General features: G+C 70.7%; 13 protein-coding genes. 2 read left to right on the top strand and 11 right to left on the bottom strand.

Annotation, left to right across the window (positions count from 1 at the left end):
• The coding region (locus K336_RS0111715) for a response regulator transcription factor (RefSeq protein ID WP_028707131.1) at positions 1-201 on the top strand (201 nt) is incomplete at its 5' end.
• Positions 202-288: 87 nt separating this feature from the next.
• Here K336_RS0111715 and K336_RS0111710 read toward each other — a convergent pair.
• A complete protein-coding gene (locus tag K336_RS0111710; protein WP_021797005.1) occupies positions 289-1,968 on the bottom strand; it encodes a class I adenylate-forming enzyme family protein in 1,680 nt (559 codons plus the stop codon).
• Between the two features lie 235 nt (positions 1,969-2,203).
• Between K336_RS0111710 and K336_RS0111705 the strand changes: the two genes are divergently transcribed.
• A complete protein-coding gene (locus tag K336_RS0111705; RefSeq protein WP_028707130.1) occupies positions 2,204-3,034 on the top strand; it encodes an alpha/beta fold hydrolase in 831 nt (276 codons plus the stop codon).
• Here the strand turns inward: K336_RS0111705 and K336_RS0111700 are convergent.
• The 10 genes from K336_RS0111700 to K336_RS18735 form a co-directional block, all read right to left on the bottom strand.
• Positions 3,012-4,376: a hypothetical protein gene (locus tag K336_RS0111700; RefSeq protein WP_028707129.1), complete on the bottom strand. Its 1,365-nt coding sequence runs from the start codon at positions 4,374-4,376 to the stop codon at positions 3,012-3,014. The two genes, K336_RS0111705 and K336_RS0111700, sit on opposite strands and share 23 nt — an antisense overlap.
• 151 nt (positions 4,377-4,527) lie before the next feature.
• Complete coding sequence (locus K336_RS0111695) at positions 4,528-5,931, bottom strand: MFS transporter (RefSeq protein WP_051245759.1); 1,404 nt, start codon at positions 5,929-5,931, stop codon at positions 4,528-4,530.
• 126 nt (positions 5,932-6,057) lie between these two features.
• Complete coding sequence (locus K336_RS16285) at positions 6,058-7,149, bottom strand: ABC transporter ATP-binding protein (protein ID WP_021796281.1); 1,092 nt, start codon at positions 7,147-7,149, stop codon at positions 6,058-6,060.
• Positions 7,150-7,159: 10 nt separating this feature from the next.
• On the bottom strand, positions 7,160-8,809 hold the full coding sequence (locus K336_RS0111685; protein WP_028707127.1) for an ABC transporter permease: 1,650 nt from the start codon (positions 8,807-8,809) through the stop codon (positions 7,160-7,162).
• Positions 8,806-9,837 carry an ABC transporter substrate-binding protein gene (locus K336_RS16280; RefSeq protein ID WP_051245758.1) on the bottom strand — a complete coding sequence of 344 codons (1,032 nt, stop codon included), beginning with the start codon at positions 9,835-9,837 and terminating at the stop codon, positions 8,806-8,808. The genes K336_RS0111685 and K336_RS16280 overlap by 4 nt, the downstream gene beginning before the upstream one ends.
• Positions 9,834-10,520, bottom strand: a complete 687-nt coding sequence (locus K336_RS0111675) for a response regulator transcription factor (protein ID WP_028707126.1) — start codon at positions 10,518-10,520, stop codon at positions 9,834-9,836. Before K336_RS0111675 ends, K336_RS16280 begins: the two co-directional genes overlap by 4 nt.
• The gene (locus tag K336_RS16275; protein ID WP_051245756.1) at positions 10,517-11,398 is read right to left on the bottom strand and encodes a sensor histidine kinase; all 882 of its coding nucleotides are present in this window, start codon (positions 11,396-11,398) and stop codon (positions 10,517-10,519) included. The genes K336_RS0111675 and K336_RS16275 overlap by 4 nt, the downstream gene beginning before the upstream one ends.
• A gap of 314 nt (positions 11,399-11,712) precedes the next feature.
• A complete protein-coding gene (locus K336_RS16270; RefSeq protein WP_051245754.1) occupies positions 11,713-12,243 on the bottom strand; it encodes a GNAT family N-acetyltransferase in 531 nt (176 codons plus the stop codon).
• Between the two features lie 108 nt (positions 12,244-12,351).
• Positions 12,352-12,831, bottom strand: a complete 480-nt coding sequence (locus K336_RS19425) for a hypothetical protein (protein WP_021797431.1) — start codon at positions 12,829-12,831, stop codon at positions 12,352-12,354.
• A 411-nt stretch (positions 12,832-13,242) separates the two neighbouring features.
• Positions 13,243-13,710 carry a hypothetical protein gene (locus K336_RS18735; protein ID WP_155945097.1) on the bottom strand — a complete coding sequence of 156 codons (468 nt, stop codon included), beginning with the start codon at positions 13,708-13,710 and terminating at the stop codon, positions 13,243-13,245.
• Positions 13,711-13,994: the final 284 nt, after the last annotated feature.

Genomic DNA, 13,994 nt, shown 5'->3' with positions numbered 1-13,994 from the left:
GCCGGTGCCGTCCGTCTCACGCCGCGGCAGGTCGATGTGCTCCGGGGCCTCGCCGAGGGCAAGACGCTCGGCCGCATCGCCACCGACCTCGGCCTGGGCAAGGAGACGATCCGCTCCACCGCCAAGCAGATGTACAAGCGCCTCGGCGTCCACGACCGGGCCTCGGCCGTGCTCATGGGCCAGGCCCTCGGCATGATCTGAGGGACCCGGCCCGCCGCAGGCCGGGGCGCCTGCGGGCCGCTGCGCAGCGCCCGGCGCGCGACCCACCGGGCCCGGCCGGCCCGAGTCTCACGGCTTGAGGAAAAGACCGTCGTCCTCATCTCTCGGGGCCTGGCCGCGCAGCACGAAGTGCTTCTTCTTCCCGGTCGCGGTCATCGGCAGCTCGTCGACGAAGGCGTAGCGGCGCGGGCGCTTGTAGTTCGCCAGGTCGTCGCTGTCCTTGCAGAACCGGTCGAGCTCGGTGGCGGCCGCCTGCCGGTCGGTGAAGAAGCCGGGACGGGGCACGACGTAGGCGGCCACGAGCTGGCCCCACTCCGTGTCGGGCAGGCCCGTGACGGCCGCCGCGGCGACGCCCGGATGGCCCGCCAGGGCCTCCTCGACCTGCACCGGGTGGACGTTCTCGCCGCCGGAGATGATCATGTCGTCCTTGCGGCCGACGATGGTGATCGTCTCGTTCTCGTCCCAGGTGGCCAGGTCCCCGGGGTAGACCCAGCCGTCGCGGAACTTCTTCTTCTGCTCGCGCGGGTTGTCGGCGTAGGCGTAGCCGGCCTTGACCGAGCGCATGATGACCTCGCCGACCTCGGTGTTGTCCTTGGCGGCCAGCTCGTCGGGCTCGGCGACGCGGTCCTCGAAGACGCGGACGACGGCGACGTCGTCGTCGATGCAGGCCTGACCGGCGGTGCCCGGCATGTCGGTGACGTCGTAGGGGCGCAGGAAGGTGTTCCAGAAGGTCTCGGTGACGCCGTAACCGTTGCCCAGCCGTGGGGTGAGCACGTCCTGGTAGCGGATGGCGGCGGCCCGTTCCAGGGGGGCGCCCATCGTGATGATGCCGTGCAGGCTCGACAGATCGCGCGGTCCGGCCTCCTGCGCGTCGGCCAGGCGCTCCAGATTCGTCGGGGCGCCGACCAGGTAGGTCAGCCGGTGCTCCTCGACGGCGTCGAGCACGGCTCCAGCGTCGAACTTGGGCATGATGACGACCTCGCCGCCCACGTAGAACATCGTGTTCGGACCGGCGCAGTAGTTGCCGCCCCGGTGGAACCACGGCGACATGTTGAGCGTGCGGTCGTGCGGGTTCACCGGGAAGTGCATGATGACGTCGTGCGCGGTGAGCACCTCGTTGAAGCTCGTGAGCGGAACGGCCTTCGGCATGCCGGTGGTGCCCGAGGTGAACAGGCGGCTCGTCTCGTCCCAGGTGGAGCCGTCGGCCGGGGCGGTGAAGACGGGGGCCTGCTCGGCGCAGAGCTCCTCGAAGCGGATCGCTCCGGGCAGCAGCGCGCCGCCGCCGGCACCGATCAGCACCCTGGGCCGGAAATCGGCCTTGGCCAGGGACTCGGCGGTCTGCTCGGAGCGTTCGGTGTCGTAGACGTAGACGGCCGGGCGCAGCTGGTCGAGCGCGTAGGCGGTCTCGCCGGGGGCCAGGCGGAAGTTCATGGGGGAGCTCACGGCGCGCAGCCCCTGCGCGGCGATGTACAGGAGGGCGAACTCGGGGCAGTTGGGCAGCTGGTGGGCGACGACGTCTCCGACTCCGACGCCGTGGGCGGCGAGGCCGGCCACGAGACGGCCCGCATCGGCGCCCAGCTCGGCGTAGGTCCAGACGCGGCCGCTGGGCAGATCCGTCATGGCCGTGCGGTGCGCGTAGCGGTGCGCATTGCGTTCAAAGCCGGCGGCCCAGGTGAATCGGCGCTCGACGACCTCGCGCAGGGCCGCCGTGTCGTAGTCGGTGTTGGGGGCCTCGATGGGCAGCGTCATCTGCGTCCTTCTTCGTGCTGATGGCCGGTGGTCCGGAGCGACGCGGGCCGGCGCTCCCCTCGGGCCCCGCGAGCGGATCGATCCCGGAAACACCATCAAACCTACGCTTCGGTAGGTAGTCGGGCAATGGCGCCCCACCCGTCGGCCGGCACTCACAGCGCCCGCACTCCCGGCGGGCGCCCGAGAATTCGCGCGTCCGGGTGAGGGACTGGCAGAATCACCCCTAAGGGTTGAGATGGCCCAGGAGGTCGAGATGGACGGACACGACGAGCAGTTCGCGGTGCGCACCGCGGGCTGCGTCCTCATGGGACGGGTCCGGGGCGCCGGTCCGGCCGTGATGCTCCTGCACGGTGCGGGGATGGACCGGGCCGTTTTCGACGACCAGGTGATGCCCCTCGTCGATGCGGGTTTCAGAGTTGCCGTGCCGGATCTTCGCGGGCATGGGCGCTCGCGCCCGAGCGCGACGGCCCCGAGCGCCGGGGTGCTCGAACGGGACGTGCTGGCGGTCATGGACGAGCTCGGCATGGACCGTGCGGCGCTGGTCGGCCAGGCGCTCGGCGGCGCCATCGCTCAGGGTCTGGCCCGAGGCCACCCTGAGCGCGTGAGCGCCCTGGCGGCGCTCGGCGCCGCCTGGAACGCCGACCGTCCGACCGGACCGCGGCCGCCGGGGGTCCTCCGGCGGGCGCTGCCGCGGTGCCCGACCGGTCGGGCAGCGCTGCGTCGCCTGGCCGACTCGTCGTCGACGACCCCGCGAGGGCGCGCTCTGGCGCTGCGCAGCCTCGCCGCGCTGCCCGCCGGCCTGCTCCGTCGGACGCCGGTCGTGGTCGATGAGGAGCTGGGCGCCGATCCCGACCAGCGCGTCGGCGTGCCGACCCTGCTCGTCTGCGGGGCAGCCGACGCCGCGGACGTGCGCGCTTCGATGCGCCGCTGGGCCGCCCATGACGGGCTCGCGCTCCACGAGATCCCCGGCGCCGGCCACCTCGTGACCGTCGACGCCCCCGAGGAGGTCACCGGCCTGCTGCTCGGCCTCCTGACGGGGGCGCTCACCGGGCCAGGGCGAGCGTGAAGTACTCGCCCTTGTGGAACGGCCTGTCGATGACGTAGTAGTCGCCGCAGCGCACGGGAGACTCGACGTCGTAGGGGGTCCCGACCTCGACCGAGGGATCGAAGATGAGCATCGCTGCGTCGCGGTAGCCCTGCCCGAGGTAGTCGTCGATGAGGGAGGCGGGGATGTAGACCGTGTCATCGGCGGGCCCGACCCACTGCCCGGACATCCGCTCGGATTCGGAGGTGCTCACCCGGTGGACGGTGCCCACCGGGTCGTGGCTCGTGCCCCCGGTGAGTCGGGCCGTCTCCGACCAGTCGAGGTCGCCCGGCAGCTCGGAGGGCGTCACGGGCGCGAACAGCGCGATGAAGTGCGTCGACTCCCAGTACGCGAGCTGGGAGTCCGTGATGTAGGTCGTGCCCACTCCCTGCTCCTCGGGCCACTCCCCGGGCCGTCTCGGCATGGACAGGGGCGGCGAGATCCCCAGCACGCTGCGGGTGATGGGGTAGTAGTCCTTGGGATCGCGCGTCCAGTCCCACTGGGCCGGGTCGGCGCCGGCCCGCAGCTGGTAGATGTCGCACCAGAACTCGACCGGGTGACCGCCCGTCCCCTCGGGCAGCAGGCCATCGGCCCTGACCCGGGTCTCGTCGAGATCGACGTCCGCACCGTAGAGCAGCTCGAGCGTCCCCAGGGCGCCGGCATCCGTCGCGCCGAACGCCTCTCGCGCATTGGTGCCGTCGTAGTGGACGTCGGTGAGCATCTCGGTGCGCTTGATGGTCGCCGCATTGGTGGACGCCGGCGCCGGCAGCCCGAGTACTGCGACCACCTCGGTGTAGACGCCCGAGATGATCTCATCGGCCTGGTAGTTGTCGCGCAGGCGGTCGATGGTGGCGTCGATCGGGCCCTCGGGCACCTCGAAGGGGTCGGAGCCGTCGGGAGCGTAGTCGGCCTCGATCTGGAAGGCGGTGCCGTCATGGGCGGCCTCGAAGGCGACGGTGCGGTCGCGGGGTATGCCGATGTGGCCGATCTGGTCCACGCCGTTCAGCTTCGAGCGCCCCTCGCGACTGGTGATCTCGGGGGTGAAGCCGTACGTGCGGGCGCAGTGCTCGAGGACGGTCTGCTGGGCCTGCGCGGCCCGGGCGTCGTTGTAGGCGTCCATCCGCGCCGTCTGGACGGCGAGGAAGGCCGCGCCCGCCCCGATGCCGAGCACGGGGAGCCCGCCGAGCAGGCTCACCAGGACGAGTGCCACCCGGGCCCCGGCCGAGAGCCTCCGCCGTTCCCCGTCCAGCCCGGCCGGCGCCGTGCCGGACGGACCGGGTGCGGCGTCCGCGCCGGCGCGGACGCCCTCGGGGGTGCTCGCCATGGTTCCCTGCCTCTCGTCCCGGCGACGCGCCCGGAACGCGCCGTCGACCACAGCATAGGCCGCCGCGCCGCCCGGACCGACCGGTCAACTGGTGGGCCGGCGGGGACCGTCGAGGGCCCGCCGGCCGCTCTGCTCGTCCGGGCGGAGCGGACTACTGCCGACCGCTCCTCACCCGATGGGCCTCGATGAGGCGTCTCTCCTCGGGGCCGATGAGGGCCAGGAGGATGACGGCGACGACGACGAAGGCCACGAGCATGCCGTAGGTGACGTACCAGCCGAAGTGCTCGGCGACGTAGCCGACGCCGGTCGAGGCCATCGTCGCGCCGAGCACATAGCCGAACAGCCCGGTGAAGCCGGCCGAGGTGCCCGCCACATGGGCGGCCGACATGTCGATGGCCTGGAGGCCGATGAGCATGACCGGGCCGTAGATGAAGGCGCCGATGAAGAACAGGTGGACCATGAGCAGCCAGTAGGGGGTGCCCACCGGCGCCAGCCAGTAGAGCACGAGGAAGACGCCCGCCCCGATGAGGAAGGTGACACCGGTGCGGGTGCGGTTCCCCCTGAAGATCCGGTCCGAGGCCCAGCCGCAGGCCAGCGTGCCGACCAGGCCGGCCAGCTCGAACAGCGAGAAGCCGGCGATGCCCTTGGCCACGGAGACCCTGTGCACCTGGGAGAGGTAGGTGGGGGCCCAGCTCAGCACGCCGTAGCGCAGGGCGTAGACGAAGACGTTGGCGAAGGCCAGCAGGAGCATCGCCCTGTTCTTGAAGACGTGCTCGATGACGATCCGCCAGTAGCTCAGCCTCTCGAGCTCGCTCGTGTCGGAGGCGACCTTGGCCGGGTCGTCGCGGTACTCCTCGATCGGGGGCAGGCCCACCGAGGCGGGCGTGTCGCGGATGAGGGCGAAGGCGACGGCGGCGACGACGATGGCGATGAGGGCGGGCAGCCAGAAGGCCGCGTGCCAGTCGTCGCCGGTCAGCGCCAGACCCCAGGCGGCTGCCGCGCCGACGCCCATCCCGCCCACGTTGTGGGCGCAGTTCCAGATCGAGGTCTTCCAGCCGCGCTCGTTGGTGCTGAACCAGTGCACGAGGACGCGGCCGGCCGGCGGCCAGCCCATGCCCTGGAACCAGCCGTTGATGAACATGACGATCGCGAACACGGCCAGCGAGCCCGACACGGCCGGGACGAATGCGACGACGAGATTGGCGACGGCCGACAGCACGAGGCCCAGCGGCATGAAGTAGCGGGCGTTCGAGCGGTCCGAGATCATCGCCATGAAGAACTTCGAGAAGCCGTAGGCGATGAGGACGGCGTTGGCGATGAGGCCGATGCCGGTCTTGTTGATCCGGCCGCCGTCGAGCAGGATCTTCGAGACCAGTGAGATGTTGTTGCGGATCAGGTAGAAGCCCGCGTAGCCGATGAAGATGCCCATGAACACCTGGAAGCGCAGGCGCGGGTAGCGGCGCCTCGCCTCGTCGTCGGGGAGGCGGGGAGCGGGCGGCGGCGCGGCCAGCCAGGACCGTTCCCCGCCGGGTCGTGTCATCGAGGTCGTGGACATGTGCGGCTCCAGTGGTGAGGGCCGTTCGGATGAGCGGCGTTGGATCCCATCGTCGGCCGCGCGCGAGGCGGGAGTCGATCACCGGCGGTCACGGTTGGTCACAGCCCTGTCACCGTGGCGGTGCCCTCAGCGGGGGAGCAGCCACAGCCGCTCGGGGTGGAGGACCAGCCGCGCCGGCTCGTGGCGCTCCAGCGCCGGCCCCCACAGGTCGCCGGTGCCGAGCACCGAGCCCCGCTCGGTCTCGACGAGGTACTCCATCCGTTCGCCGCGGTAGAGCCTGCGCTGGACGATGCCGAGCATCCCGGACGGCTCGGGCTGACCCATGACCGTCGTCGTGCCGCTCGCCGGGACGACGGACAGGGCGTTCGGGCGGACGAGGAGGGTCGCCTCGCGGCCCGCCGCGGTCGGCACCGTCGCCGGCCCCGCCACCGTCATCGCGGTGCCGAGGACGTCCACCCGGCGCGTCGAGGCCGAATCGCCCGGGCCGATGACCCGGACGTCGAGGAAGCTCGAGGCGCCCAGGAACGAGGCGACGAAGGAGCTCGTCGGCCGCTGGTAGACGTCGCGCGGCGCGCCCTCGTCGGCGATCCGGCCGCGGTCCAGGACGATGATCCGGTCGGCCGTCGCCAGGGCGAGCGGGGTGTCGTGCGTCACGTGGATGACGGTCATGCCCAGACGCCGGCGCATCTGGTCGATGAGCTCGAGAAGGCCGGCCTTGAGCCCCTGCTCCAGCCCGGACAGCGGCTCGTCGAGGAGCAGCACGGCCGGACGCGAGACGAGCGCCCTGGCCAGGGCGACGCGGCGGCGCTGGCCGCCCGACAGGTGCCGCGGCAGCGCGTCGGACACGCCCGCCAGCCCCAGGCGCAGCAGCATCACCTCGGTCTGGTCCCGCACGTGCGTAGGGGACGCCCCGGCCAGCCTCAGCGGGTGGGCGACGTTGCCGGCCACGCTCATCTCCGGGAAGAGATTGTCCTGTTGGAACATCGTCGTCGTGGGCCGTCGGCTCGGCGCACGGTCGGTGACGTCCTCGCCGCCGATGACGACCCTGCCGGCGTCTGGCTTCGTCAAACCGTTGATGATCGTCACGAGCGTCGACTTGCCCGAACCGGAGGGCCCCATGAGGTCGAGCAGTTCGCCCGGCCCCGCCCCGATCGTCACGTCGTGCAGCGCCGGACGCGTCATGCCCGGGAAGGTCTTGGTGATGCCGATCGCCCTCACTGCCGCCTCCTCACGTCGGGCCCCCGTCGTCCGGGACGGCCGGCCGACGCGGCGGGGCGACGAGCACGGTGACGCAGCCGCCGAGCAGCCCCAGCAGGGCGGCGGTCGTCGTCGCCAGGGCGCTCGCCCGGTCGAGCTGCCCTGCCTCGACGTCGGTGATGATGCGCGTCGCGAGGAAGGGCGTGTCGGCGCCGCCGAACAGGATGACCGGGGACAACGCGTTGACCGCCCCGGCCAGGGCGACGACGAGCATGGCCGGCACGACCGGGGCCAGGTGGGGGACGACGAGTGGACGGACCACGTGGCGCACCCGGACGGCCAGGCCCGCGGCGGACTCGGCGGCCGAGGGCGTCATCGCGGCCAGCCGTTGCCGCAGCAGGACGATCATCATCGGGGCCGAGCCGATCGTCATGATGGTCGCGACCAGTCCGAGGGCGGCCCAGCCCGAGGTCGCGCCCCACTCCGGGGCGCGCCACCAGTGGAGGGCGCCGAGGGCCAGGGGCAGGACCGGGGCGGACGAGGCGAGCAGCGCGCGCGAGATGCTCGCCGACCCGGTGCGCGGAGCGACCGCCACGGCGGCGAGGGCGATGCTCGTCGACGCCACGACGGCCGCGGCCGCCACGAGCAGCGAATCCGCCGCCGCCAGGCGCGCGGTGCCGCTCGTGATCAGCTCGGCGTAGTGCCGGCCGGTCAGCCGCGGGGAGTCGACGTCCGCCAGGACCGAGGCCGCGGCGCAGACGACCAGCGGCAGCGCCTCGACCGAGGCGAGCGCCCAGGCCGCCGCGACGAGCACGCGGTCCCGCACACCGGACGGCGGGACCCGGCGGCGGCGGCGCAGCCGCTCCTGGAACGGGCGGTGATCCCGCCCCGGCATGGCCAGTGCCGCCAGGGCGCAGATGACGAGGAGTATCAGCCCGTAGGCGCCGGCCGCCGTCATGTCGTCCTCGCCGGCGGCCGCCTCGCGGAGCCTGGTGCTGAGCACCGGGTAGCTGCCGCCGAGGGCCAGCGGGTTGGCGATGTCGACGGTCGCGTGGGCCACGAGCAGCAGGAAGACGCCGGCCAGCGCCCCGCGCATGCCCGGCAGCACGATCCGGGCGAGGACGCGGGCCTCGGAGGCGCCCATGTCGCGCGCCTGGTCGGTGAGGGAGCCGTCCAGGTTCGAGAGACCGACGAGGGTCATGAGATGGGCGAGCGGCAGCAGCGTCATCACCTCGGCGATGACGAGGCCGGTGAAGCCGTAGACCGGCACCGAGCGCCAGCCGAGGAGGCGCGTCGCGAACCCGTTGTGGCCCCACAGCTCGAGCAGCGCGATGGCGGGTGCCACCGGGGGCAGGAGCAGCGGGCTGAGCAGCATGAGGTGCAGCAGCCCGCGCCCGCGGAAGCGGAAGTGGTGGTGGACGCCGGCCGTCAGCGCGCCGCCGATCGTCCCGGCAAGGGCCGTGACGAGGGCCAGCACGAGCGTGTCGACGACGAGGCGGTGCTGGTGGACGACGGCGTCGGCCAGGGCCGCGCGCCCCGCCGGGACGAACGGCACCGTCAGCGCCGGCCACAGCAGGGCCCCGATCGCCGCGGCACCGAGACCCCGGAACGCCCCGACGAGCGCCCGTCCGCCGGCGGGACCCCGCCGCGGGGCGCGGGGCGGCCGGCCGCGCCGCCTCACGACAGCACCCTCTCGTCGAACAGCCCGATGAGCTCCCTCTGCCGTGCCGCAGCCTCCGCCAGGGGGAGTTCGACCAGGGACGTCCCGGACGGCAGGGCGAGCCGCTCGTCGTGGCCGAGGTCGTCGCGGGCCGGCAACTGGCTCGATCCGGTCTCGCCGCCCAGCGACTGGCCGTCCGCCGAGAGCATGAAGCCCTCGAAGCGCTGAGCGGCGGCAGGCTGGTCGGTGCCCGCCAGGACCGCGATCGCGCCGATCTCGTGGCCGGTGCCGTCATCCGGGTAGGTGATCGTCAGCTCGTCGTGGCCCTGGTCGATCTGCTTGGCGCAGTGCTGGGTGAAGGTGACGGCCACGGCCACCTCGCCGCGCGCCACCACCCCCGAGGGCGCCAGGCCCGAGGAGGTGTACTGCAGGACGTTCACGTCCAGGCGCGACAGCCAGTCCATCGCCGCGTCCGAGCCGAGCCTGGCCACCTGGGTCTCGACCATCGTGTACCCGGTGCCCGACAGGTTCGGGTTCGGGACCGAGACGAGGCCCCGCAGACGGGGGTCGAGCAGGTCGTCCCAGCGCCGCGGCGCGTCGAGTCCGGCCCGGGCGAGCACCTCGCTGTTCGAGCAGAACCCGAGGACGCCCTGGTAGATGCCGGTCCACGCGCCGTCCGGATCCTTGCGCCCGTCCGGCACGTGCTCCGCGCCGGCCGGGACGTGGTCGAGGAACAGGCCCCGCTCGGCGCCCAGGACGTACATCTCGGCGGGCCCGCCCATCCACAGGTCGAACTGGTTGTCGGACTGGCTGATGAGGGTGAGGGCCTCACCGGCCGAGCGGCGGGTGATGGTCGCGGTGATGCCGGTGCGCTCGCGGAAGACGCGGCCCCACTCCTGGCAGAGGTCCTCGATCGAGGAGCACAGCACCGACAGATGGGGGCCGCGCGCATGGGAGACGACGATCGTCGCCGAGGCGGTCATGACGAGGCAGAGCACGAGGGCCCCGCCGATCCGGGCGAGCAGCCGGGCGCGGTTCGGGCGTCTCACCGGGGGTCCTGGTCGGGCATGAGGTAGCCCATGCCGCGAACGGTGACGATGAGAGGACGCCCTTCGGTGTCCAGGCGCTGGCGCAGGCGGTAGACGGTCGTCTTGATCATCTCGCGGCCGCCACTGCCGGACTCGGTGAACCAGACCTCGTTGAGCAGCGTGCTCCAGGTGACGACCTCCCCCTTGTGGCGGGCCAGCGCGGTGAGCAGACGCAGCTCGACGTCGGAGACGTGCAGCACCCTGCCGTCCCAGGTGGCCCGGCGCCGGACGGTGTCGATGACGAGCGGGCCGTTGACGAGGAGCCCGTCCCCGGCGCCGCCCTGCGCCCGGCGGTGGACGGCCTGCGCGCGCAGGGCCAGTTCGCGGGGACTGAACGGTTTCGTGAGGTAGTCGTCGGCGCCGGCCAGGAGCCCGGCGATGCGGTCGTCCGTGCTGTCCTTGGCGGTGAGCAGGATCACCGGCGTCCCGCTCGTGGCCCGGATGCGCTCGCACAGGGCGATGCCCGAGGCGCCCGGCAGCATGATGTCGAGGATGACGATGTCGACCCGCCGACGGGTCAGGACGGCCCATGCCTGCTCGGCGCTGTGCGCTGTCAGGCAGGTGAAGCCCTGCGTCTCGAGGGCGAAGGCGACGATCGAGACCATCTGCGTCTGGTCGTCGACGACCAGGGCCGTGGGACTCATGGCGCCGCCTCCCGCTCGCGGGCCGTCGCCCCGGAGGCGCCCGGCGCGGTCGGGGGAGCGTCTGTGCCGGGCCAGGGGGCCGTCCCGAGCGGCAGAGCGCACAGGATCGAGGTGCCGCGCCCGTCGATGGTGTCGACGAGGATGCGGCCCCCGTGTGCGGCGACGACGCGTTGGGCGACGAGCATGCCCAGGCCGGTGCCGCGCCCCTCGTCCTGCCCGATCGGCGCGCTGAAGGGCCGGAACAGCCGGGCGCGCTCGGCCTCGGTCATGCCCGACCCGTCGTCGGTGACGGCGACGACGACGGTGTCGTCGGCCGTGGTGACCTGCACCGTGATGGCCGCGCCGGGGCCCGCGTGGCGCACCGCATTGTTGACGAGGTTCCACAGCGCCTGGCGCAGCAGGGCGGGGTCCCCGTCGAGGACGATGCGCGGGCCGGTGTTGTCGAGCTCGATGGGGATGCGCGTGAAGTGGCGCAGCTGCGAGATCGTCTGGCGCACGAGCGAGCGGATCTCGATGCGCTCGCGGTGCAGGGAGAGCAGCTGGGCCTCGATGCGCGCCTCGGTGAGCATCGTCTCGGAGAGCTGCGTCATCTGCGCGCTGTTGTCGGCGATCGTCTCGATGAACTCCCGCTGGCGTTCGGTGAGCGGGCCGGGGGCTCCCTCCAGGAGCAGCTCGGCGGCGCCCCGGATGAGGGCGAGCGGGGTGCGCACCTCGTGGGAGAAGAGCTGGGGGCGTTCCATGCGGTGCCTGACGGCTCCGCGGAGGTACTCGTTGTCGGCGCGCAGCAGGACGAGGCGGCGGCGCAGCACGATCGTCAGTGCGCACAGCGCTGCGCAGACCGCCCCCAGGGCGCCGGTGACCCAGACCAGTGCATGCACGCGGTCAGTATGCATCGGGCGTGGTCCGGGCGTCCGAGCCGGTCCTCGGGCTCCCGGCGCGACGGCCGACAGGAGCCCGCTCGATCGGCGGGCCCTGTCTGCCACCGGACGCGCCTTCGGCCACGATCTCTGGTGCCTTCCCGGCCGTCGCCCACCAGCCGATCCGCGCTCCACAGGGCCACGGGGTTTGTTCGCGGGGGCTCAGTGGCGCAAGCAGCCCTCAGCCATGGCATGGTTCAGCGGTGTTGTGGACGAGTCTCGCCGTGTGCGGGAGTCGTGGAGCAGTCCGGCTCCACTCGGCCTGCGGGGAGCCGTCAATCCATCGCATGCCCGTCCGGTGCTCCTGGTCGGTGCGGCGGGCTGGTCAGCCTTGCGACCATGACTCCGGCGTCCTCCCTGCCGTCGACGTGGACGAAGCCCTCGGAGGAGTAGAGGCGTTCGGCATGGTTGCCCTGCTCCACCGACAGCGAGAGCGAGGCGAGGCCGCGTTCGCGCGCCTCGCTGATCATCTGCCGTATCAGCCGCCGCCCGATCCCCTGGCCCCGGAAGGGCGCGTCGACCCACACGCTGATCTCGGGGGTCTCGTCGTCGATGAAGCCGTACCCCGGTGAGTCGCTGGGCAGGAAGACCGCCCAGACGACTCCCACGGGTGCGTCCTCGACCGTCGCGACGATTCCGAAGTCGCCCCGGGCCGGGTCGACGGCCGTGTAGTGGGCGAAGTCAGTGGTGGTGTGGAGGTCGGAGACGGTGAACCGCTCCCCGCACCAGTTGAGGTTGCCCAGGGTCGCTCGCTCGAGCAGCGGTGTCTCGTCGTCTGCGAGAGGACGGAAAACGGGCGTGATCATGGCGTGCAGTCCTTCGGTGAGGGGTGACGGTCCGGTGACGCTCGGACCGATGCGAGGATTATCTGCTCGGTGTTCTGGTTCCCCTCGACCGGATACAGCGTGACCTTCTTACTGGTCAACGAGAGAGCACCGAAGAACGACTGGGCTGTTTTCTGCCGGTCCACGGACGGTCTGGTGCGCTGTCCTTCCGGGGGGCCACATGCGGCGGGTCCAAGCCTCGTGCTCCAGGCGTGCCTCGTCTGTCGCGTACACCTCCCAGGCGGCGTCCAACAGGTCGTTGACTTTGGTTTTCACCTCTGCCATGCGCCTGGTGATGGCCTGCTCGTCGCGGTGCTTGTCGAACGGGTCCGGCAGTTTGAAACTCAACCCGCAGAACCGCAGGAGCAGCTGGCACGAGGAGTCGGGCTCGTGCCGGGCGTCGAACAGGATCTTCACGACGTCGCGCAGGGCCGGGACGTCCCAGAACTCGGCGTGGACACCCGTCTGGGAGGGCGGCTGGGCCAGGACGGCCTTTGGTTCTTCTTTCTGGGTGCGGGTGAGTTTCGCCGCGTTCTGGTTCCCCGCACGCCCGGTCAGGACCGAGCACATCCGCGTGGCCTGCCATTCGGCCAGTCATTCCTGCACGGTCCTCTCCGTCCGTTCAACCATTTCAGCGATGATGCTGGTACTGACTCCTTCGGAGGCGTACAGAATCGCTTCGGTCTTCATCCTGACGAGCACGTGACTTCCGGAACGTTTCTTCCATCTGATCAGGACGGCGGTTTCCTCGGGGTGACCTCAACCTGCGAAGCTTATTCACCGCATGACAGGACGAGGACCCGACAAAGGGAAACGCCCCTGTAGACGACTCCTGTGAATAAGCCTCTGCATACCCCAATCATATCCGAAACCGCGCATGAAAGCCGCGAAAAATACGGTTTTATTTCATGCTGGCCATACACCCTATGAATAAGTCTCGACGCATGAAATACGCGAAAATGTGGTTTCGTTTCATGCCGGTCATAAGACGGTCCCAAGAAAACCTAGAACGATGGCCTCAGCGTTGTGGTCCGCTGGAACCACGGAAAGCGGGCTCCAGACCTTGATGGCAGTGACGTGGTCGTTCCACTGCTCCACGGCGGCAGGACACCCAGAAGACAGGACATCCTCTGTGACGCGACCCCGAGAATCACAGAGGGAGGATGGAAGGCCCCACACGGCCGGCAGACTCTGCCGCATCATCTTGTTTGTCGTGATCTCCTCCGGTGTGGGTACATCAACCTCGTTTCCAGCGCCTGCGTAAAGACAGTCCGGCGCCCCGCAGATCAGGTCCAATAGTTTTAGAGTGAATCTCCAGCGCCATTTTGCGCTTGAGCGATCTTCTTTCTTTCTCGCTTCCACTGGAATACCAAGCTCATCGCTTGCGAACGCAAGATCGACCAAGAAGTACCCGGAATTTGTGGAAGGCTCTCGGATGCTAAGGATCATCGGTCCTGCCTTGCGATGTTTGAACCCTGCCCTAATTATTTTCTCTCCACGTTCACCGAGTTTGGACTGAAGTTCCTTCAAGGGTTCTTGGGAGTACTCCTCCGGATCGTTCCCGTGCTCTGTCCCCAGCGGTCGACTTGGGCGGATCTCTGAGTCGAAACAACATGCCCAGTGTAGTGGCATAACCCTCCCAGAAACAGTACAACAAGGCCATCAACACGCTACGCGCCCCGGTTGAACGAGCAATCGCCAACCTCAAAACCTGGCGGACACTCCACACCGGC

The sequence above is a fragment of the Propionibacterium acidifaciens DSM 21887 genome (genome assembly GCF_000426605.1).
GTDB classification, from domain to species: Bacteria; Actinomycetota; Actinomycetes; order Propionibacteriales; family Propionibacteriaceae; genus Propionibacterium; species Propionibacterium acidifaciens.
The sequence above is the reverse complement of the archived record's forward strand: the minus strand, read 5'-3'. Positions and strand labels throughout refer to the sequence as shown.